This is a genomic window from Nonomuraea sp. NPDC049129 (assembly GCF_040648495.1).
In the GTDB taxonomy this organism is placed as follows: Bacteria; Actinomycetota; Actinomycetes; order Streptosporangiales; family Streptosporangiaceae; genus Nonomuraea.
Map to the genome: position 1 here is coordinate 1 of NZ_JBEZDU010000032.1, position 20,908 is coordinate 20,908.

Genomic DNA, 20,908 nt, shown 5'->3' on the forward strand with positions numbered 1-20,908 from the left:
TCCACCGGCAAGCGACGACGAGCTTACGAACAGCAGGATCCACCGCTACGTCACGGCTTCACCTCCTGCTCTGCTGGGCGCACGAAAAAGGTTCAGTGGACGAAAGTGCCGCCCGCAGCCACGACCGGGCGCCAGACCGAACTGCCCAAGGCGCCCGGAGCGAAGCCGATGGACATTCCCGCTCCCCCTCCGGGGCCTGGGGTGACCAGAATGTCGACGGCCGCCGCGAGCGCCATCTACCCGTTCCTGATCGAAGCGGGGAACAGCAACCTGTATCTGTCGGCCTCCGGGAACATACCGAACTCCACAACGGTCGTCTGGCCGCAGAACGGCACCACAGGGCAGACCTGGTGGGTTCCCGATACGCCCTACTGCTACTACGACGGTCCCTACCAGCGGTGCGGATTTGCGCTGTTCAACTATCGCGCGCAGAACGAGGGGACCGGGCGCACCGTGTACTCGTGCCTGAACGTGGACGCCAGCGCCATGAGGAACAACACAAACGTCCTCACATGGAACTGCGACGACGGCGTGGCGAAGAACGAGATCTGGGAGTTCTACCTGCTGGCCAACGGACGGCATGCGCTGAAGCCCGCCTGGACGGGAGGCTTCGACTACTCGGCGAACGTCGCCGGCGGGATCGGCAAGAACCACTCTGTCGTCCTGTGGAAGGACAACCTTGACAACGTCCCGGCCAACTCCCAGTGGCAACTCTACTACTTAGGGGATTGACCCTCGGTGGAGAGTCCGGGTGATCTGTCGGGTGTGCTTGTCCGCGTCGGCGTGTCGAACGCTCTCGTCATGCCGACTCGGACGGGACCGTGAGTCGAGTGCACCGATATTCGAAACCTGCCAATCCGTTCGACATGTCGAATCAGACCACTGGTTGACACGGAGGTGCGGAGTTGGACAGCGAAACGCGGATCCGACAGGTGAAGAAGGAACGCTGCGCCAAGACCATCGTCACCGCCCTTATCTTGGGTTGTTGGCCTCTTCCTCCAGGAAGGTAAGCGGCAGATCATGCCGCTATGTCGCGTCCCGAGTCCCGCCCGTAGGGCCACCCGTGTTGCCACGTTCGGATGGCTTCCCGTCTTCAAGTAGCTGAGCAAGGACCCATTGCCTAAAGGTCTCGACTACTAGGAAGGAACTTGATGTTACAGCGGTCAATACCCGCCTGGAGAAATAGAGGAGGTAGATCGCCAGTGATACCCGAGCCCAAAACATCAGATTTACATCGTCACCCCATAGGGAGCCGACAGCGGAAGGCGCGAGGGCCGCTGGCACCACTGTAACGAACGCTAGCGTCAGATTCTGTGCCCGGGTTGGCGGTGCCAAGTCACGAGCGTATCGCGCAAGCCACGTACTACAGTACTCATAGGTGCTCCAGACCTCGTCGTTGATGCTTACCTTCAAGCAGTGCTTTTCGAGCACTACGCGGATTCGTTCTTCAGAATAGGTGGTAAGCAGCATCATCCAAACGGATTCGCTCGTGACGCGAGAGCCAAGCACCAATTGGGCCAGAAATGACGAAATATCCGAGCGTCCGCGACGCTTCTGCTCAGCCACCAAAGAACGGCGTCTGCTGCGTTCACGAAAATACCAGCGCCCCTTAAGCCATTGGACAAGATTGCGAACAGCGCCTGAGTCTTTAAGGTGAAATTTCCCTATACTGCAAAGGCTCGACAGCACATTGAATGCCATAGAAACCGTTCGCCGCAAGACTATCCCCATCGAGTAGGAAGCAACAATAACGAGTGCGGCGATTACTGCAATTTGCAGTGCACTCAGGCTTGCGACGGATACTTTTTCGACAATTTGAACGATATGAGCCCGACGCGCTTGGGGTGGACCTTGCAGAAAAAATGCAAACATTTCAAACAAAAAGAATGCTCCGCTAACTACGGTCATCACATAGACTGAACGAAGATAGCGATCCAGGCGGTTTAGGATTGGCTCCCAAGGCACCACTACCCCCTCAAGGCGGCCATGGATAGCAGTATGGTGAAATTTTCCCGGCTTAGTTATCTGCTTTTTGTCGCAGAATAAATTCAGCCAATCACACCAAGGTAGCCTATAGAGAGACAGTCGAGATCCAGAGCCAGCTATAACTAGAGTATTTTTTCGCATTCCTTGGCCTGAAAAAGAAGTGCTTCAGTGTTGTAAGAACGATGAAGTGCGTCCGTGATTCGGTGGCACGTGCTGTGCTCGCAGCGGTGAGCACGGAGCCGGCCGATCGTTCCCCGCGCGGTGTGCCGCCCAGGGCGCCATCGAGCAGATCACCGCGCAGATCGGCGGCACGAGTCTAGATGTCCTCGCGCGGTGTATCGAGGGCCTGCTGCAACTGCTCACGCGTCAGCACCGTTCCGGTCGGCCAGGGCCGCGCGGTCAACGCAAGAAGGCCGGAGGGTGCTCCAGCGGGGGGCTGCGGCACTGTGGTGATGTCGTGGAGGAGCTGATGGATCAGCAGGGCCAGGGCAGTCGCACCGCGGCCTATGTTGCCCCAACCGATGCCGAAGCCGGGATGTCGCGGTGCCGGGAAGATGACGCCGTCGGAGGTGCGAACCCAGATCGGCTCCTCCAAAATGATCTCCGCCAGTGGAGCCGAGGTGGTGAGACGGTGCGGAATGGCAGCGTGGATTCTTTCGCCAACACGGGCGGCCGGCGCATCCGTCAGGGGATCCAGCAGCGTGGCCGCGGCTTCTTGCTCCGGATCCACCATCTCGAACATCGCAGTGCGCCGGCACGGGACCAGGCGGGCGGTCCATTCACGTGCCGCAGGCGCCTCCGGGTCGACCCTGAGCACTTCAGGTGCAGGCAGATCCTTGCCACCGTCCCATCGTCGGGCCAGGCGCACGCACTGACCCGTCAGCGTGTCGGATCTGCTGAGCAGTTCCAGCCAGGTCGCTCGCCGCTGGCTTTCCGGAATGTCGTCGCGATCGGCGCTCAGGGTGGCCATGGGCTCGGCAGCGATGATGTACGTGCGAGGCTCGGCCCGCTGCTGAAACATCTCAAGGTCGAGGAGAGCGGCGTCGGTCGCCTGCTGCTGGATGATCTGGACCATGTTGATCAAGGTGTCTCGGATGAACCCCGGCTCGACGGCGACAGCCAACCGCAGTGCTGGAACCACGTCGACGGCAGGGCAGGCGGGCACCACCAGAGGCGCCGCCTCGGGCCGCCAACGCGTGATCAGATCCGCAGTGCGTACTCCGGCGGGCCAGAAGGGGATCGGCCCGCCCAATACCTGAGACAGCTGAGTCCAGGAGGGCCAGTAGACGCGCTGTGGCGCGGCGGGGCAGATGGCGCTGAGCGATGGCCCGTCGTGGGAGTAGTCCGGATCCACTTTGACGATGGCGGCGGCCTGGCCAGCCAGTCGGTGCTGGGCCAGTTCGAGCGTGCCGTGTTCCCACTCTTGATGGTGGAAGAACAGGTACACCACTCCCTGTGGGGTGCGCCAGCGCAGACCTACACCGACCTGGTGGACCGTTTCGGCTCCGAGGTACGGGGCGGGTTGCGGCGCTGGCGGCCAGTATTCGATGGGGACGCGTTCTCCGCCGGCCGGGTCCCCGCGGACAAGCCAGCGCAGGACGCGCCGCTCGGACCAAAACGGCTGGCCGGCCGCCATGCCATTTGGCTCGGCAAACTCCTTTCGCCGGATCCAGTCGCGCACCTCGCCTGTGGAAACGTGCAGCAGGTGAGCGCACCCTTCCACATCCAATCGCACTGGATCTTGCTCCATCGACGTTGTCTCCCGGACGCTGGCTGATGCCGCTGCTGGTTGAGTGGCACCTGGGACAGTAGGCGTTCAGAGTCATCAGGCCCATCCCTCAGGCATGACAGCTATGGCACCCCGTACGGGCGCTGCTTGTCGCACGTATGTCACTGTCCGTCGCCAAAATCGGTCGTGGCGGGCTTGCGCCGATACAGCCGCTGCGGTCCTGGTCCTCCGCTGGGCTCGGATACCCCGAGCCAGCTGGTTGGCGCGCTCGAAGGGGTCCGCGTTGAGGCATTCGGGCCAGCGCAGCGGCGCGGCTGCGCTGACCTGGTCAGACGCCATCTCGGGACTCGGACAGAATTGCAGCTCTGTCCTGTGTGCCCACCGCCGTTGCCCCTTTCCGGCTTACTTGGTCTGCCACACAGAGGGCCTATCAAGGACGTCAGCGTCCAGTGGGTTCGGGAGGGTAGTTCAGCCGACGGAGCCGCTAAGGCTACTGGTGCCGCCGCCGTTTGATCCTGAGCCTGCGGTCTGAGTGATGAACTGGCCGTCAACGTAGGCAACGGCACTCACCGAGCCGGCGCCCAGGTGCCGTATGGAAAGGCTCCAGGTGTCCTCACCCTGTCCGGCGAGGGTGATGTCCTTCTTCCAGGGAGGCCTCACCTGGGGCTCGGTCGTGGAGCGGCCGTTAATGACGTACGTGATGGCGAAACTTCCTTCGCCCGTGACATCGAAGGTGAGCGTGTGCGGATCGTCAGAGGAGCAGGCGGCGGCGATCAGCACAGTGGCGGTGAGCGGCGCCAGCGAGCGTGTCCATCTGCCTGATGCGGTCATCCGATAACTAAACCACAGCAGAACACATGATCTGGGGCGGTCACGTCCCCCTCTGGGGCCGTGCTTGGCGGGCTCGTGTGCTGCGCGGCGGCGGGGCCTGCGGCCAGGAGCAGTGCGGCAGCGGTGAGGGGTCAGGTGGCGGATTATGACCGGCGAATCGGGCAACGCCGTGACCTGTCGGCCGGCTACGACGCCGGCGTGTTCGGGGCTCGACGCCCTGCCGGTGACCTGGTTATTCCGCGAGCACATCCCCGCGAATGCGACAGACGCAGCTCGGTCGGTCGGCCGAGCGTCGGCCACGGCCGGCAGCGACTCAGTTCGTGCTGACCAAGGGCCGCAGCGGGATAGTCGGCCGGGACGATCTCCGCCGACGTGGTACCTCTGGAGCAAGTGCGGACCTGGTTCGGCCGGCCGTTGTGGGCGTTGAAACCGGGCGCGCTGCTTGCGACCACCGAGATCCCCCGGAACTGATCGAGGCGAAGGCATGGACCAAGCTGCTACACCGTGCCGTGGCGCATTCACTGAAGGCGGCAGGGCAGGCTGCGTCTGTGGGCCAGCGCGCCGCGGTGCTCGCCCCGACACTAGGAATTCGTCGCGGCCTACACCGGAGCCCGGAACGCTCTGGCAGGACCCCCCGACAACGCCAGCAGCCGAGCGCTCCCGCCCATCGTCGGGCTGCGTGGTAGCTGGTTCGGTAGTCGATCACAGCAAGAGACCTGCCGCAGTGCAGGGCGAAGTGAGGATCTCGACTGTGGCCGCCGACATCTGCTCGCCATACAACACCACCGCGCCGGCGGCCCACAGGGCGTCGGCCAGCAGCGGATCAGTGGGTCGCTGCCAGGCGGCGAGTTCGGCGACGGTCACGGCGTCCCAGAAAAGAAAGTGCGCGGCGTATACCTGGTCGTGGGGGCCGGCGACCGCGTCGACCGCTTCGCGGCGAGCGGATCTCCAGCGCTGGTCGTCAATGCTGATGCGCCTGGTGAGCAAAGAGTCCAGACGGGCGCGAGGCAGCCGTGCCGCGGTGGTCAACAGGTGTCGTGCGGCGGGAGTGCGTGGTCCGTACACGGTGTCCACGGTGACCAGTGTGGGGAGCAAGACCTGTTCCCACGGCCCGGTCAGCAGCACCAGGTCGGCGGCCTCCTGCTCGTTCTGCTCCTTGGCGCTGGTGTGCAGGGCATCGGAGCGGTGTTCGGGCCGATGGTCTGGCATAGCGAAACCGGGTGCGGCGGCCAGGCCGAGGACGGCGTCGAACAGCGCGAGCACGCCGGTGACGCGATCATCAGCGGTCGCCGAGCCGACGAACGGCGCGGCGAGCCTGTGCTCCAAACCGATCATGGAGTGTGCCGGTGCGGGGACCGCGAACACATCGCACCAACGTTCCCAGCGGTTGGCCACCCAGTCCGCGGCCCGGGAGGTTCCCAGGCGGGCGATAACGCGGGCGCGTGCTTCGGCGCGGGCCTCGGCATTGGTACGCGCCGCGATTGCCAGTTGGTGCTGCTGGGTCAGGGTGAGAGTGACGGCGGTGAGGTCGAGCCGACGAAACTGCTGGTCGTGGGTGAAGCTGACCGGCAGCATGATTTCCCCTCCGCGGGCAGGCACGGGCGTACCCGCACCGGCAGGGAGAGCGGATCGCGGGCTTCGGCGGCCGTTGCCACCTTCGGGTCCGCGTCGGACAAGAGCCGGCGTTGTAGCTCCGCGGGTGCCCAGCGGGAATGGGCGACCGCCGCGCGCACGGCCGGGTCGGGGTCCTCGGCCAGGCCAGCCCACACGAAGGAGGGCGTGAAGTATCCGCGTGTGGCGGCGGCTTTGCGGACCTGCGGGCTTGGGTCAGCCAGGACACGCGCCCAGCGGGCGCCGTCCTGCTCAGGGATGCCGCCGGTGATCGCGGTCACGCGCACGCTGGGCACCGGATCATCCAGCGGGTCGGCCAGCTCCACCCCGGACGCCGCAGGGTCGGCGGGGACGGGCCGACCGTCGGCTGCCGAGAGCGCGGCAAAGATGTGGCTGTCGAGCACGTGGATGCCCGCGCGACGGGCCGTGGCGCGCACCCGCGGCGCGGAGTGACCCAGGAGCGCACGGCGCACAGCCAAGCCGTCCTGCGACTCCGGCAAGACGCGCACGTGGTGGTTGCGAGCCAACGCGACCAGCACCGCCACCTCCGGATCAGCGATCCGTCGTTGACCGCCCACTCCACCGCGGCCCGCGCGGTCGTCGAGCCGTCCACCCCTACAATGATCATGATCCGTCCTCCTTCGTCATCTCTCCATCGGACTCGCTCACGGCGCATCGTTGCAGGGCCGGAAGTCCGTCAGGCAAGAGCCGAAGGACCCTGTTTGCCCCAGTGACGGGTGCGTAGCGTGATGGGCATGGCAGCCATCGATCTGACACGGCTCCGTGGCGTGGTCTTCGACGCCGACGGTGTGGTCACCGACACCGCCCGTGTGCACGCGGCGGCGTGGAAGCACGTGTTCGACGTCTTCCTGCGCGACCGTTCCACCCCGTTCGACATCCGGGCCGACTACCTGCGCTACGTCGATGGGCGGTCGCGTCTGGACGGGGTCCGCACGTTCCTGGCCTCCCGCGGCGTCTGCCTGCCCGAAGGCGGGCCTCAGGACGAGCCGGGCGCGCCGACCGTGCACGGGCTCGGGCTGGCCAAGGACGCACTGTTCGTCCAGGAGATCACCGAGCATGGGGTGGCCGCCTTCGGCTCAACCGTCGATCTGCTGCACGAGCTGCGGCGGCGCGGTTGCCGTACCGCCGTGGTGTCGGCGAGCAGGAACTGCCGCGCGGTGATTTCGGCTGCGGGGCTGACGCACCTGTTCGACGTGCTGGTCGACGGCGCCGAGGCCGCCCGGCTGGGCTTGCCCGGCAAGCCCGACCCGGCGTTGTTCCTGGAGGCCGCCCAGCGCTTGGAGCTTCCGGCGGACGAGGTGGCGATCGTGGAGGACGCGCTGCCCGGTGTCGAGGCGGGGCGCAGAGGCGCCTTCGCCCTGGTCGTCGGGGTGGACCGGACGGGCTCGGGAAGAGCCGCGATGCGCCGCGCCGGAGCGGACGTCGTCGTGACGGACCTGGCCGAACTGGCCATCACCGGCCGCGTCCCTGTCATACGGCGATGAATCCCTGGACGCTCGTCTACGAGGGGTTCGACCTGGCTTCGGAGGGGTTACGCGAGGCTCTGTGCACGCTGGGCAATGGCCGGTTCGCCACGCGCGGCGCGACGCCTGACGGCGAGGTGCGCACGCCCGGCACCTATGCCGCGGGCTGCTACGACCGACTGGCCTCCACGGTCGCGGGCCGCACGGTCACCAATGAGGACTTGGTCAACCTGCCCGACTGGCTGCCACTGACGTTCGCCACCCCCGGTTCAGCGTGGTTCCGCCCGGAGCGGGCCGACCTGCTGAACTACCGCCAGGAGCTCGACCTCCGGCAGGGGGTGCTGCGGCGCGAGTTACGCTGGCGTGACGAGGCAGGCCGCGTCACCCTGGTACGGCAACGCCGTCTGGTGTCCATGGCCGACCCGTACCTGGCCGCACTCGACACCACCTTCACCGCGGAGAACTGGTCCGGCCCGCTGCGCGTGCGCGCGGAGCTGGACGGCCGGGTGACCAACAGCGGCGTGGCCCGCTATCGTGACCTGCGCGGCGATCATCTGACCGGCCACGCGACTGGCACGCAAGACGAGCTGACCTGGCTCACCACGGTCACCCGCTCCTCCCGGATCGCGGTCGCGCTCGCCGCGCGTTTGGACGCGCCGGCGGCACCCGAGGTGACCAGCTCGCCTGACCGGATCGCCGCCGAGCACGTACTCGACGTCGTCGAGGGCGTGCCCGCGACGGTGACCAAGGTCGTGGCGCTGCTGACCTCACGCGATCCCGCCATCCACGACGCCCGCTCTGCGGCCCTGCGCCGATTACGGCTGGCACCGCGTTTCGACGAGCTGCTCGCCCGGCACGTGGCGGCATGGGAACGCCTGTGGCAGGACGCCCGGCTGGATGTGGACGGCCCGGAACTGGCGCAGATCGTCCACCTGCACATCTTCCACCTGTTGCAGACGCTTTCTCCGCACACCGCCGACCTCGATGTCGGTGTGCCCGCCCGGGGCCTGCACGGCGAGGCCTATCGCGGGCACGTGTTCTGGGACGAGCTGTTCGTCCTGCCCTGGCTGAACCTGCGCTTCCCTGAAATCTCAGTCGGCCTGCTCCGCTACCGGTGGCGGCGGCTGCCCGAAGCCAGGGCGGCGGCCCGCGACGCGGGGTATGACGGCGCGATGTTCCCCTGGCAGAGCGGCAGCGACGGGCGTGAAGAGACCCAGACGCTCCACCTCAACCCCGCCTCCGGCCGCTGGCTGCCCGACGTGTCCCACCTGCAGCGGCACATCGGCCTGGCCATCGCCTACAACGTGTGGCAGTACCACCTGGCCACCGGCACGATGCCTCCGTGGTGCGCGGAACTGCTCATCGACATCGCCAGGTTCTTCGCCTCACTAGCCGTGCTCAACCCCACATCGGGACGGTACGAGATCCACGGCGTCATGGGACCCGACGAATACCACACTGCCTACCCAGGGACCGGCTCCCGCGGCCTGGCCAACAACGCCTACACCAACATCATGACCGTGTGGCTGCTCTCACGCGCGCTCGACACCGGGAAAGCCGATCCTGGGGAGTCGGCGCGCTGGGACGACATCACCCGGCGCATGCGTGTCGACTTCCACGACGGCGTGATCAGCCAGTTCACCGGGTACGCGGACCTCTTAGAGCTGGACTGGGCCCGCTACCGCGGCGTGCGCCGCCTGGACCGCGCGCTCGAAGCCGACGGCGACGACGTCAACCGCTACAGGGCGGCCAAGCAGGCGGACACGCTGATGCTGTGCTACCTGCTGAGCGCCGAGGAGTTACTGGCGATCCTGGACCGGCTCGGCTACCCGGCCACGCCGGACTTGATCCCTCGTACCATCGGCTACTACCTGGCCCGCACCAGCCACGGCTCCACCCTCAGCGCCGTCGTACACGCCTGGGTGCTCTCCCGCTCCGACCGGGCCCGCTCCTGGCAGTTCTTCACCGAAGCGCTGTTCAGCGACATCAACGACGTCCAGCACGGCACCACCGCGGAGGGCATCCACCTTGGCGCCATGGCCGGCACGCTGGATATGTTGCAGCGCTGCTACCTGGGCCTGGAGCTGCGGCGCGACGGCCTGCACCTCAACCCGCTCCTGCCCGACCGGCTCGGCTCACTGTCCATGCCGATCTGCTACCGCGGTCATCAACTGGTCATCGACGTTGATCACGACAGAACACGTGTCGACGGCGTCACCCTGCCACGCGGCACCAGCCGCACCTTCACCGCTGATGACAAGGAGACGTTCATGACAGGCACCGGCGACTTCGGACGTCGCATGATTCACCATCGCGAGCGGCTGGGCCTCACCCACGAGCAGGTCGCCGACCGCGCGCAGATGTCCACCGGGTACGTCCAGTACCTCGAAGGGCACCTGAGCCCCCCGAACATCGAAGCACTGGCGCGCCTGGCCGCCGCGCTGGAGACCACCGTTCAAGACCTGCTGGGTGGCGGTCAAGATCGTCCGCCGGGTGGCGGCTCCGCCTCGGCCGACCCGGCCCTGGAAGTGCTTGATCCCGCGGAATGCCTGCGCCTGATCGCGCCCGGCGGGGTCGGCCGAGTGGCGTTCAACGGCTCGCACGGGCCGACGATTCTGCCCGTCAACTACAAGCTCCACGACGGCGCCATCGTGTTCCGCACCGCGCCGGGCGGCCCGATGGACCAGGACCTGCGCACCGGTCTGGAAGGCGTAGAGATCAAAATCGGTTTCGAGGTCGACAGGTTGGACGAGGCCCAGCGTGAGGGATGGAGCGTCCTCATTCAGGGCCCCGCCCACCACGTGCCGCCGGATGAGCTGGCCAAGGTCACCGATTCCGACATCACCCCGTGGGCCGGTGGCGACCGGCAGCTCTACATCCGTATCGTCCCGCACCAGATCACCGGCCGCCGCATCCACGGCCGGTGAGCCGAAGGGACGAAGGTCCCGAACCAGAAGGCGCTTCCGGCGTCATGCCATTCGCTGAGCCATTTCGACCAGCCGGTTGGCGTAACCCCACTCGTTGTCGTACCAGCCGAACACCTTGACCAGATCGCCGCCTGCCTGGGTGAGCCCGGAATCGAACACGCACGAGGCGGCGTCACCGACGATGTCGCGGGAGACGAGCGGATCGGTGCTGTAGCGCAGGATGCCGTGCAGCTCACCCGCGGCAGCGGTGGCGAAGGCGCCGTTGACCTCCTGCGCGGTGACCGGTCGGGAGAGCTGGGCGCTCAGGTCGGTGATCGAGCCGTCTTCGACGGGCACCCTGATGGCGATGCCGTCCAGCCTGCCCTCCAGCTCGGGCAGCACCTGGCCGACCATGCGGGCCGCGCCGGTGGTGGTCGGCACGATGTTCACCGCGGCCGAACGCGCTCTGCGCGGGTCCTTGTGCGGCCCGTCCAGCAGCATCTGGTCACCGGTGTAGGCGTGGATGGTGGTCATGAACCCGCGCACCAGGCCGAAGCTCTGGTGAAGCACCTTGACCATGGGAGCGACGCAGTTGGTGGTGCACGAGGCCAGTGAGACGATCTCGTGCCGGGCCGGGTCGTAGGCGGCGTCGTTGACGCCGGGCACGATGGTGACGTCCAGGCCCTTGCCGGGAGCCGATAACAGCACCCTGCGGGCACCCGCCTTCAGATGGCCGGCCAGCGCATCCCTGGTCCGGAAGCGACCGGTGGCGTCGATGACCAGTTCCACGCGTCTCCTGAGGCGGAAACCCGGACGATCACGTCCACGTTCTTGCCGGGCTATCCCGTATGGTCGAGATGATCGAGCCTGTCCCGGTATTCATCGGTGGAGATCTCGCCGCTGGCGTACCGCTCGGCGAGCACCTCATGCGCCCGCTCGAGACCAGAGCGTTCAAGCGACGATCTGAGGTCCTGGCCTGTGAACGCCCGCGCGACCAGCCACACCACCAGAGCGATGAGGCCGATCCAGAACAGCATCATGAAGCCGCCCCACATCCATCCCGATCCACTGCCCCACATGTGGCCCCATCCGTTCCAAGGGCCGGCGGGGGAATTCATGACTCCCATGTCATTCCTCCTTGAGTGCCTTCCTCCTTGAGCGAAGCCTCCGCTCAAGGTCAGGGTCGCAACGGAACGCACCCGTCGACAGCGGCGAAAGTCCCTGTTCTAGGAGGCTTTCGGCCTTTCCGGCCGGGAGGCGAGGATGGAGCGAGGCCCGGCCCGAGTTCCTGCCCGCCAAGGTGCGTCAGGGTGACCTAGCCCCACGTCTTGCACGGCGTGCGGCAGCGGATCTGGCGCAAGTCGCGGGCAGGGCACGGACTCGGTGAGCCGCCGCGACAGAGGTCCAACAGCGCTCATACTGAGGACTTTCGGCACCTGCCACTTGGTGCGCCGGATGATGGGCTGGATGGATGAACCCTTATCCCGTGCGTGTCGAGGCCAGGTTGGAAGAACCGCTCAACCGGGGCCTGTGGATCGTCAAGTGGTTCCTGGCGATTCCCCACTACATCGTGCTCGGCTTCCTGTGGATCGCCTTCGGTGTCCTCACGGTGATCGCGTTCTTCGCGATCCTGTTCACCGGCCGCTATCCGCGGGCGCTGTTCGACTTCAACCTGGGTGTGCTGCGCTGGACCTGGCGGGTGGCCTACTACAGCTACGGCGCCTTAGGCACCGACCGCTACCCGCCCTTCACCCTCGGCCCGGCCCCGGACTACCCGGCCACGCTGGAGATCGACTACCCCGAGCGGCTCTCGCGGGGGCTGGTGCTGATCAAATGGTGGCTGCTGGCCATCCCGCAGTACCTGATCGTGGGACTGTTCACCAGCGGCAGCGTCATCTCCTGGCGGAGCGGCCTACCCGACGCCGACGGCGTGCTCTACACCCTGGACTGGGGCGGCCTGATCGGGCTGCTCGTCCTCATCGCCGCCGCCTTCCTGCTGTTCACCGGCCGCTACCCGCACGGCATCTTCGACCTCGTACTCGGCCTGAACCGGTGGGCACTGCGCGTGGCCGCCTACGCCTGCCTCATGACCGATGCCTACCCGCCGTTCCGCCTGGAGCAGGGCGGCCACGAACTGCCCAGCCTCGAATCCCCGGCTCCGGCCGCCCACATTCCCGTACGGCACGGCGCCGGCTCGATCGTGGCCATCACCATGGGCGCCCTGCTGGCCTTCGGCGCGATCGGCACCGCCGCGGCGGGCACCGCTTCAGGTCTCCTGGACCGAGCTCGCAGCAGCGATGGCTTCGTCGCCACGAACGCCGGACGGGTCACGACCGCGACGTACGCGTTGACCACGGAGCAGATCGCCGTCAGCGGCCTGGGGGTGGACTTCCTGCGTGACCTGGTGGGCCGGGTACGCGTCGAGGCCAAGGGCACCAGCACGCCGCTATTCGTGGGCATCGCCCGCCGAGCCGACGCCGACTCCTACCTGAACGGTGTGGCCCACGACCAGATCACCCGCGGCACCGGCGACGACATCGGCTACCAGCACCACCCCGGCGGCAGACCGGACACCTTGCCCGGCTCGAAGACCTTCTGGGCGGCCAGCGGCTCCGGGAACCTGGAGTGGGACGTCCAGCCGGGCGACTGGACCGTCGTGATCATGAACGCAGACGGCACCTCCCCGGTAGCCGCCGATCTCAAGCTGGCCGCCACCCTGCCCTGGCTGGCCGGGCTCACGGCAGGGCTGTTCATCGCCGCAGTGGTCCTCCTGCTCTCCGGCACCACGCTGATCCTCATCGGTGTCCGCCTGGCCGCGGCCCCCACCCCCGAGCGCAGACAGCCGGCGCCGACTCCATGACCGTCGACATCGGGCAAGCACAGCGATCGCGTTCGCTCCGAGCCGGCCTGCGCAACGCCGAGACCATCCATCACGAGGCCGGAGGATGGCGGCCATCGTCCGCGAGCACCACATCGCCCCGACCGGGACCAGTCTCACTGTTCCACCAGGTCCTTTCCCGCGTACTGATCGTCCGGCCCTCGCAGTCAGGACCAACGGCACTCGTCCGGCCGAAGTTCTCCCGCTGTCATGGGAGATCGGAATCGTGTCCGAGGCGGATCTGCTGCCCAAGGAGGAGTTCAAGGAGCAGTACTCCCGAGAGAGCTACCCACCGCCGATCCGGCCCCGCCTCCGGCGGCGTCTGTCTCCGGGCGGCAGGCGGACCATGCAGAAGATCGGCGCGGGCACCACGGCCGAGCTGATGACCGCACCGGCGATCACCATCCGGCCGCAGCACGCCATCGTGTACGCGATGCGACTGATGGATGCGACTGATGGACGAGTATGGCGTCGTGTGCCTGCCCGTCGTCGATGACCGGGGGTGCCTGGTCGGCGTCGTCAGCCGGCACGACCTGGTCAAGGTGTTCCTCCGCCCGGACGAGGACATCGCCGACGAGATTCGGGAGGAGCTCGACCACTTGGCCTGGGTGGACACCTCTCATGTCGAGGTGGCGGTGAAAGATGGCGTCGTTGCACTGGACGGGCGCACAGGCACCCGCACCGACGTTTCGCTCATCAACCGTCGCGCGGCCCGAGTCAATGGCGTCGTAGACGTGCGAGACGAGTTGCTGTGGGATGAGGAGGACGCCTGACGGTCCGGCGCGCGCAGGTGTCGAAGGTCGCGGTGCGGCGCTCTGCTCGGCCATGAACCTGGCGAGCCCCGCACCGGGTCACCTCGACGGTTCGTGCATCACCGCGACGGGGCAGGGAGCGTGGCGCCCCATGGCCTGGCTGACGGATCCGAGCAGAGCGCGTCGCAGCCCCCCACGCCTAGTTCGACCCCTCCTCGTGTCCTCCGCTTGACCGCCCTCCTTTCACCGTCTCCCGGACGGGCCGTGCCGCTGGGGGGCGTCCCTCGTCTTCAGGGGATTTCGGGCTTCCGGTGTGGAATTGAGCAGGTGCTGGCTGGATTCGAGTGCCGCGGGCGCCGGTCACGACCGCCTCCAGTTCGTCGAGGGCGCCGATGGCCGAGGGTCGTCCGGTGGCGCTGCTGAACGCGCAGACAGCTTTGATCTTCGGCCGCATGGATCCGGCCGCGAACGATCCGGCGTCCAGCTCGTCAGGCGTGGCGTGCACGATGGGATGCTCGCGGGGCGTTCCGTACTCGGCGTACACGTAGGGCACGTCGGTGAGGACGGCCAGCAGGTCGGCCCCGACCTGCTCGGCGAGGAGCGCGGCGACCAGGTCCTTGTCCACGACGCCTTCCACTCCCGTCTGGTCGGCCGTGACGGGCGCCCCGCCTCCCCCACCCGCGATCACCAGGCAACCGTCGTCCAGCAGGCGCCGGATGATCGGCAGCTCGATGATCCCGATGGGCCGTGGCGAGGGGACGACGCGCCGCATGCCGTGCCGGTCCTGGGTGAAGGTCCAGCCGCGCTGTCCTGCCAGCCGCTCGGCTTCGGCCGCCGGATAGTACGGTCCGATGGGCTTCTCGGGATGGTCGAAGGCCGGATCGGCGGCGTCCACGCGTACCTGGGTGATGAGCGCGGCCACCTGGGTGTCGGGCAGGCGGCGGCCGACGCTGCGCGCCAGCCAGTAGCCGATCATGCCCTGCGTCTCTGCCACCAGGGTGTCCAGGGGGTAGCCGCTCCAGCGTGGGGTCGCGCTCGCTCTCCTCGGCCAGCAGCCCCACCTGGGGGCCGTTGCCGTGCACGATGACGACCTGGTGGCGCTCGGCCACGCGCGCTATCTGCTCGGCGGCGGTCGCGACGTTGCGGATCTGCGTCGCGGCGTCGGCGCGTTCGCCGCGGTGCAGCAGCGCGTTCCCGCCGAGCGCGATGACGATCCTCACAACTCCCCTGCCAGGTCGCGCTTGAGCAGTGCTTCGAGTACGGCCTGCGCCGTGGGCAGCCGGTTGGCCGCCTGGTGGAACACCTGGGACGCGGGGCCGTCGATCACCTCCGCCGTGACCTCCTCGCCGCGGTGGGCGGGCAGGCAGTGCAGGAAGATCGCGCCGGGGCCCAGCCGTTGCCGCAGCCGCGGCACCGTACCGACGCGCTCGGCGATGAGCCGCCGCGCCCGCTTCAGGTCGAAGCGGGGTCCCGTATCGAGGATCAGGCACGCGCCGACCTGCACAGGAACGGGACCGACGTCACTGCGAGGTTGAACAGGTCGCCGGCGCCGGCGCGGTCCACATCGGCTTGGGCCGGCATCACGTCCCGGCGTTTCCTCTCCCTCATCGAACCCTCCTCTACCTGTCCGCCTGCACCGCGTGAAACGGCCATTGGCGGTGGCATCCCCCGCGGGTCGCAAGAGCCGGGCGACACTCCCCTCCGATGGTTTCCGGAGCCGCATCCGCGGCCTAGGGACCTTGGGCATGCTCTGATGGGCCCAACCTCACAGAGGGATTCGCCGGCGCAGCCGCGTCCCTCCCTCGGCCTCGTGGGTTGACCGGCAGCAGAGGCGCCGGCCGTGCGCCGACGTGGGACTTTCGGCATTTCCAAAGCAGGCAGGGCCAGGGGCTTTCGCCCCTACGATGGCGCCCGCGGATGGCGATCTCATGGAAGGGAGGATCGGAAGGAGGGTCCACGATGCGGATCACAGTGAGGGATGTCATGACCACCCAGGTCACCTCGGTCATGGCGGACACCTTGTTCAAGGACGTCGCCGAGGTTTTGGTGGCGAAGGGCATAAGCGCCGTGCCCGTGGTGGACGGCGATGAGCAGGTCCTTGGCGTGGTGTCCGAAGGAGACCTGATGCGCAAGGAGGAGTTCCGGGAGCAGTACTACGGCGAAAGCTACCAGCCGCCGCTGTACGCCCGGATGCGCCGGCGGATGACCGGTCAGGTGGAGAATGGGAGAAGGAAGGCCGCAGGGGATACCGCAGCCGACCTGATGACCACGCCCGCAGTGACCGTCACCGCATCCGCCTCGACCTCCAAGGCCGCCCGCATCATGGACGAGTGCGGCGTCAAGCGGCTGATCGTGGTCGATGCCGAGGGAAGGCTGCAAGGCATTGTCAGCAGACGGGACCTGCTCAGGATGTACCTACGCGACGATGACGAGATCAGGCGGCGCGTCGTCGAAGGCATCCCATCGCCTGCCCGGTGGAACGACCGCGACGGGATCATCGTGGAAGTCCACAACGGCATCGTCACGCTGTCCGGCCACACGGGCAAGCGCAGCGAGGCGGCCACCGCCGTCCGCACGGCCGAAGGGTTGGACGGGATCGTCGACGTCCAGAGAGCTCTCACCTGGCAGGAAGACGACGTCCTGGAACTGCCTGTCATCTGGGATCGTTCGTGAACCTCTCCTCCGAGACAGCAGCGAGACAGCAGCCGGGACGGATCTACGCCCTGCTCGGCCTCAACGGGCCAAGGTCGGTTAGCTGGTCGAGGCGCCCGTCGCCTACCCCGAGCCGCCCGTACGGGAGACCTGCGGGTCATCACCCGGCTACGTCGGCCGCCCCTTTCCGCGGACGACCTGATCGAGCGCCTGGCCTTCACTCAGTATGCCGGCCGTCGCGCTCGCTCTGGTTCGGCAGCGGCACGGTGACCTGCCGGTCGAACCTCCCTGGCCGCAGCAGCGCCGCATCCAACGGCTCACCGGCACTGGTCATCGCGCGGCTTGGACCACTCGTGCGTCGCGGCCGGGGAAGACGAGGGTCTCGCGTTCGGTGTCAGCCAGCGGACCAGGTAGGGCGGGGAGCCGTCCAGGTGGTTCACCTTCATGATGAATCCTTCGGGGCGGGTGCTGGTGCCGCGCGTGGCCTCCACGATCAGCCGATCACCCACTGCGGCCTTCATGGCGTTCTCCTCTTCTCCGAGTACAAGACGGTGGTAATCACTCGCCTCCATTTCTGCAGGGTCTGGTCGGTATCCAGCAGGGCCAGAAGTCTCCACAGCGGGGGACCTTCGGCCCTCAGAAGTCTGTCCTGAGGTGCCTGTCGAAAAGGGCACCAGTGACACCAATCTCGTCGAAGCTCACGCCCAGGCCGCCACGGTGCGTTACCTGCACGCATGTGGGCACCTTCCCAACGTCGATGTTCATCAGGCGGCGTGCAGATCGAGCATGAAGGCTGCGGCTAACGCGGGTGCACACGGCCATGCGGCGGCACAGGAGAGGCAGGCGTGCCCCGAACCGCGGGACGTTCCGTTGCGCGGCTGAATGCGCTGACAATGTTGATCTTCGGCCCCCGGCCGACACGTCCAGCGAGGTGCGCGGCGACCAGATCCTTGTCCACGGCCCCTCGGCATCTGTCCCGTCACGCCGCCGCTCCACCTGCGATCGCCACACACCGTCGACCGCAGTCCTGACCTGCCCTTTCACCTCACGCACTGCTAGATCAGATGAAGACGGGGTACGAGATGCCTGCCATTCGGCCCTGGCCGGATGGGACCTTCGCTTCTGGTTCGACTGCTCATCCCGTGCGACAACAGATAGGGAAATGATGCGGCGCCCCCGATGCGGCCGACCCGAAGACAGCAGGTCAGAGAGGAAGACATGGTGATTCCCGCGCCCGCTGGGTTGTCGGCGGCGGAGGCGGCCGTGCGTCTGGAGCGGGACGGGGCCAACCTGCTCCCGCGGCAGCCGCCCGTTCCGCTGTGGCGGCGGGTGCTCGCCCAGCTTCGCGATCCGCTGATCGTCGTCCTGCTCGTGGCGGCGGCGTTGACCATCGTCACGGGCGACTGGCCCGACACCGCCGTCATCCTGCTCGTGGTCGTGGTCAACACCTCCGTCGGGGTCGCGCAGGAGGTGCGCGCCGACCGGGCCATCACGGCATTGTCACAGCTCACGGCGCCGGTGGCCCGGGTGATCCGCGACGGATCCCAGGCGCAGGTTCCGGCGGCCGAGGTCGTCGTGGAAGATCTGCTGGTGCTGGCCGAAGGCGACATCATCGTGGCCGACGCCACGGTGGTGGAGTCGGCGGCGTTGCTCATCGACGAGTCGTCCTTGACCGGTGAGTCGGCGCCGGTGGACAAGGCCGGCGGCGATCCGCTCTCCTCGGGCACCGTCGTGGTGAGAGGGCGTGGCCGGGCGGTGGTCACGGCCGTCGGGGCGGCCAGCGCGAGCGGCCGTATCGCGTCCATGATGGTCAAGGGAGCCGGTCTGACGCCGTTGCAACGGCGGCTGATGGGGGTGGGCCGCCTGCTGGCCGGCGTCACAGTGTTGCTGTCCGCGGTGGTGCTGGCCCTGGGGCTGGTCCGTGGGCAACCGGTCGAGCTGATGGTGGTGACCGCGATCAGCCTGGTGGTCGCGGCGGTGCCCGAGTCGCTGCCCGCCGTCGTGACCTTGAGCCTGGCCTTGGGAGCTCGCCGGATGGCCGCGCGCGACGCTCTCGTACGCAGGCTGTCCGCCGTGGAGACGCTGGGCTCGGTGACGGTGCTCGCCACCGACAAGACCGGGACTCTCACCGAGGACCGGATGGTCACCCGGCACCTCTGGACCCCCACAGGGGAGGCCACGATCACCGGCTCCGGATACGCACCCGACGGCGAGGTCGTAGCCGACGGCCCGCTCGGCGGAGCGGGCCTCACCGACCTGCTGACGGCGGCCGTCCTGTGCAACGACGCGCGGCTGTCGCCGCCGCGGGAGGCCGGCGAGGAGTGGACGGCGCTGGGCGACCCGACCGAGGCGGCCCTGCTCACCGCCGCCGCCAAGCTCGGCCTGGACCGCAAGGAACTGCAGGGCCGCTTCCCGCGCGTCGCCGAGCGCCCCTTCGACAGTGAACGCAAGCGGATGACCACCGGGCACCGCCTGCCCGATGGCGGCGGCCGGGTGATCTGCAAGGGAGCACCCGAAGCGCTGCTCCACCCCCCTGTCCTGATCGACGACCCGGCGCTGCTGGCCCGCGCGGCCGAACGAGCCGAGCAACTCGCCCAGGCCGGATACCGGGTCCTGGCGGTGGCCGGCGCCGACCTGGACACCGTCCCGGAAACAGCGCGGGAGAGCGGCTTGTCGCTGCTCGGACTGGTCGCGATCCTGGATCCGCCGCGTCCTGCGGCCTCCGCCGCGATCGCCGCCTGCAAACAGGCCGGCATCAGACCGCTCCTCATCACCGGCGATCACCCCGGAACCGCTCGCGCCGTCGCCACCGAGCTGGGCATCATCACCGCCGGCGACCCGGTCGTGGACTGCCGCGACCCCTTCGATCAGGCCGGGGCCGGAGTGTACGCCCGGGCCACCCCGGAACAGAAGCTCGAGATCATCCAGGAACTGCGAGAACGCGGCGAGACCCTCGCCATGACGGGTGACGGCGTCAACGACGGACCGGCGCTACGACGCGCCGACATCGGCGTGGCCATGGGCAAACGCGGCACCGAGGTCGCCCGCCAAGCCGCCGACCTCGTACTCGCCGACGACAACCTGGACACCGTTGTCGCGGCTGTCGAGGAGGGCCGCCGGGTCTACGCCAACATCCGCCGGTTTCTCGTGTATGCCCTCTCGGGCGGGGCCGCCGAGATCGCGGTGATGCTGCTCGGGCCGTTCGCCGGCCTCGCACTCCCCCTGCTTCCCGCCCAGATCCTGTGGATCAACCTGCTCACCCATGGGCTGCCGGGCGTGGCCCTCGGCGGCGAACCGGCCGTGCCCGGCGCCATGACCACCCCACCACCGCCGCCCACCCAGAGCATCCTGGGCGCCGGGCTGTGGCAACGCGTGATCCGGATCGCCATCATCCTGACCGCCGTCACCCTGGGCGTCGCCCTCTGGGCCCACCAGACGGGACGACCGTGGCAGAGCATGGCCTTCTTCGCCCTCGGCGCCACCCAACTCGGCGTCGCGCTCGGCTCCCGCACCAGGCCCGGCACGTCGGCCAACCCCATGCTGCTACTCGCCGTCGCCGGCGCGTTCGCCCTGCAGCTCGCCGGCCTGTACATGCCGCCGCTACGCGAACTGCTCGGCACCGAACCACTGCCCCTGGGCGACCTGCTGATCGTCACCACGCTGTCCACCCTCGGCTACGCCGCCGTCCGGCTTGATCGGATCCTGCACCGCTCCCGCCCGCCACAGCCCCTCCCACCAGGCGCCCCCGCCCATGCCCACCAGCCCGGCCACAGTGATCAATCCCGCGCGTGACCCGCGACCCGGCCGAGCCCGCCGAGCCCGAGATCGGCGACGAGCTGGCGACCTCACGCGCCCTGGCGGATCTCGCCGAGAGGCTGGCCCTCGTCACGCAGCACGACATGACCGAACTCGCGGATTTGGCCGTGCCGAGCCGCACATGGTGAGCCCGGCCGTCACCGGCGCTAACGGCGGTCCCGCCCCCTTGCGGGCGGACGTCTGGGCGGGCCGCGAGGCTGCGCCGGGTCATGGGTGAGGCCAGCCTGTGTGCCTTCGGGCGGCGCGTACCAGCAGCGGTACGC

General features: G+C 67.9%; 20 protein-coding genes and 2 pseudogenes. 9 read left to right on the plus strand and 13 right to left on the minus strand.

What is annotated here, in order from left to right:
• Positions 1 to 732 (plus strand): hypothetical protein (locus AB0B64_RS52220; RefSeq protein WP_358199077.1); only part of this gene is annotated, 732 nt, incomplete at its 5' end.
• A 294-nt stretch (positions 733 to 1,026) separates the two neighbouring features.
• Here AB0B64_RS52220 and AB0B64_RS52225 read toward each other — a convergent pair.
• The 5 genes from AB0B64_RS52225 to AB0B64_RS52245 all read right to left on the minus strand — a co-directional run bounded on the left by AB0B64_RS52225 (position 1,027) and on the right by AB0B64_RS52245 (position 6,735).
• Positions 1,027 to 1,908 carry a hypothetical protein gene (locus AB0B64_RS52225; protein ID WP_358199084.1) on the minus strand — a complete coding sequence of 294 codons (882 nt, stop codon included), beginning with the start codon at positions 1,906 to 1,908 and terminating at the stop codon, positions 1,027 to 1,029.
• Positions 1,909 to 2,302: 394 nt separating this feature from the next.
• Positions 2,303 to 3,721, minus strand: coding sequence for a hypothetical protein (locus AB0B64_RS52230; RefSeq protein ID WP_358199095.1), 1,419 nt, complete (start codon positions 3,719 to 3,721; stop codon positions 2,303 to 2,305).
• 462 nt (positions 3,722 to 4,183) lie between these two features.
• A complete protein-coding gene (locus AB0B64_RS52235) occupies positions 4,184 to 4,546 on the minus strand; it encodes a hypothetical protein (protein ID WP_357962559.1) in 363 nt (120 codons plus the stop codon).
• A 702-nt stretch (positions 4,547 to 5,248) separates the two neighbouring features.
• Positions 5,249 to 6,121: a hypothetical protein gene (locus AB0B64_RS52240; RefSeq protein ID WP_358199108.1), complete on the minus strand. Its 873-nt coding sequence runs from the start codon at positions 6,119 to 6,121 to the stop codon at positions 5,249 to 5,251.
• Entirely contained in the window at positions 6,049 to 6,735 is a 687-nt protein-coding gene (locus AB0B64_RS52245; protein ID WP_358199114.1) for a hypothetical protein, read from the minus strand. Before AB0B64_RS52245 ends, AB0B64_RS52240 begins: the two co-directional genes overlap by 73 nt.
• A gap of 177 nt (positions 6,736 to 6,912) precedes the next feature.
• Between AB0B64_RS52245 and AB0B64_RS52250 the strand changes: the two genes are divergently transcribed.
• Both AB0B64_RS52250 and AB0B64_RS52255 read left to right on the plus strand, forming a co-directional pair.
• The gene (locus AB0B64_RS52250; protein WP_358199128.1) at positions 6,913 to 7,662 is read left to right on the plus strand and encodes an HAD-IA family hydrolase; all 750 of its coding nucleotides are present in this window, start codon (positions 6,913 to 6,915) and stop codon (positions 7,660 to 7,662) included.
• Positions 7,659 to 10,568, plus strand: coding sequence for a pyridoxamine 5'-phosphate oxidase family protein (locus tag AB0B64_RS52255; RefSeq protein ID WP_358199138.1), 2,910 nt, complete (start codon positions 7,659 to 7,661; stop codon positions 10,566 to 10,568). The genes AB0B64_RS52250 and AB0B64_RS52255 overlap by 4 nt, the downstream gene beginning before the upstream one ends.
• Before the next feature lie 42 nt (positions 10,569 to 10,610).
• On the opposite strand, the pseudogene AB0B64_RS52260 reads toward AB0B64_RS52255, so the two are convergent.
• Positions 10,611 to 11,336: pseudogene (locus AB0B64_RS52260) on the minus strand (type I glyceraldehyde-3-phosphate dehydrogenase); the annotation flags it as partial.
• Positions 11,337 to 11,386: 50 nt separating this feature from the next.
• Positions 11,387 to 11,602 carry an SHOCT domain-containing protein gene (locus AB0B64_RS52265; protein WP_358199146.1) on the minus strand — a complete coding sequence of 72 codons (216 nt, stop codon included), beginning with the start codon at positions 11,600 to 11,602 and terminating at the stop codon, positions 11,387 to 11,389.
• A gap of 416 nt (positions 11,603 to 12,018) precedes the next feature.
• Here AB0B64_RS52265 and AB0B64_RS52270 point away from each other — a divergent pair, with 416 nt between their 5' ends.
• From AB0B64_RS52270 to AB0B64_RS52280, 3 genes are all read left to right on the plus strand, one after another.
• Positions 12,019 to 13,407 (plus strand): DUF4389 domain-containing protein, encoded by a 1,389-nt coding sequence (locus AB0B64_RS52270; protein WP_357952176.1) that lies wholly within the window; start codon positions 12,019 to 12,021, stop codon positions 13,405 to 13,407.
• A gap of 244 nt (positions 13,408 to 13,651) precedes the next feature.
• Entirely contained in the window at positions 13,652 to 13,921 is a 270-nt protein-coding gene (locus AB0B64_RS52275; RefSeq protein WP_357952175.1) for a hypothetical protein, read from the plus strand.
• Positions 13,881 to 14,198 carry a BON domain-containing protein gene (locus tag AB0B64_RS52280; RefSeq protein WP_358199165.1) on the plus strand — a complete coding sequence of 106 codons (318 nt, stop codon included), beginning with the start codon at positions 13,881 to 13,883 and terminating at the stop codon, positions 14,196 to 14,198. Before AB0B64_RS52275 ends, AB0B64_RS52280 begins: the two co-directional genes overlap by 41 nt.
• Positions 14,199 to 14,276: 78 nt before the next feature.
• Here the strand turns inward: AB0B64_RS52280 and AB0B64_RS52285 are convergent, their stop codons facing one another.
• The 5 genes and pseudogenes from AB0B64_RS52285 to AB0B64_RS52305 form a co-directional block, all read right to left on the minus strand.
• Positions 14,277 to 14,366: a universal stress protein gene (locus AB0B64_RS52285; protein ID WP_358199996.1), complete on the minus strand. Its 90-nt coding sequence runs from the start codon at positions 14,364 to 14,366 to the stop codon at positions 14,277 to 14,279.
• A gap of 10 nt (positions 14,367 to 14,376) precedes the next feature.
• Positions 14,377 to 15,171, minus strand: coding sequence for a carbamate kinase (locus tag AB0B64_RS52290; protein ID WP_358199182.1), 795 nt, complete (start codon positions 15,169 to 15,171; stop codon positions 14,377 to 14,379).
• An 88-nt stretch (positions 15,172 to 15,259) separates the two neighbouring features.
• A pseudogene (locus tag AB0B64_RS52295) lies at positions 15,260 to 15,397 on the minus strand (carbamate kinase); the annotation flags it as partial.
• Complete coding sequence (locus AB0B64_RS52300; RefSeq protein WP_357952171.1) at positions 15,394 to 15,681, minus strand: hypothetical protein; 288 nt, start codon at positions 15,679 to 15,681, stop codon at positions 15,394 to 15,396. The gene AB0B64_RS52300 and the pseudogene AB0B64_RS52295, both read right to left, overlap by 4 nt.
• Positions 15,660 to 15,785, minus strand: a complete 126-nt coding sequence (locus AB0B64_RS52305) for a hypothetical protein (protein ID WP_357952170.1) — start codon at positions 15,783 to 15,785, stop codon at positions 15,660 to 15,662. The genes AB0B64_RS52300 and AB0B64_RS52305 overlap by 22 nt, the downstream gene beginning before the upstream one ends.
• 375 nt (positions 15,786 to 16,160) lie before the next feature.
• On the opposite strand from AB0B64_RS52305, the gene AB0B64_RS52310 reads away from it, so the two are divergent.
• Positions 16,161 to 16,850: a CBS domain-containing protein gene (locus AB0B64_RS52310; protein WP_358200003.1), complete on the plus strand. Its 690-nt coding sequence runs from the start codon at positions 16,161 to 16,163 to the stop codon at positions 16,848 to 16,850.
• A gap of 296 nt (positions 16,851 to 17,146) precedes the next feature.
• On the opposite strand, the gene AB0B64_RS52315 is transcribed toward AB0B64_RS52310, so the two are convergent.
• Positions 17,147 to 17,350 carry a DUF1918 domain-containing protein gene (locus AB0B64_RS52315; RefSeq protein WP_225302609.1) on the minus strand — a complete coding sequence of 68 codons (204 nt, stop codon included), beginning with the start codon at positions 17,348 to 17,350 and terminating at the stop codon, positions 17,147 to 17,149.
• A 697-nt stretch (positions 17,351 to 18,047) separates the two neighbouring features.
• On the opposite strand from AB0B64_RS52315, the gene AB0B64_RS52320 reads away from it, so the two are divergent.
• Both AB0B64_RS52320 and AB0B64_RS52325 read left to right on the plus strand, forming a co-directional pair.
• Positions 18,048 to 20,621 (plus strand): cation-translocating P-type ATPase, encoded by a 2,574-nt coding sequence (locus AB0B64_RS52320; RefSeq protein ID WP_358199202.1) that lies wholly within the window; start codon positions 18,048 to 18,050, stop codon positions 20,619 to 20,621.
• Complete coding sequence (locus tag AB0B64_RS52325) at positions 20,618 to 20,773, plus strand: dsRBD fold-containing protein (RefSeq protein WP_358199209.1); 156 nt, start codon at positions 20,618 to 20,620, stop codon at positions 20,771 to 20,773. Before AB0B64_RS52320 ends, AB0B64_RS52325 begins: the two co-directional genes overlap by 4 nt.
• Positions 20,774 to 20,908 lie beyond the last annotated feature (135 nt).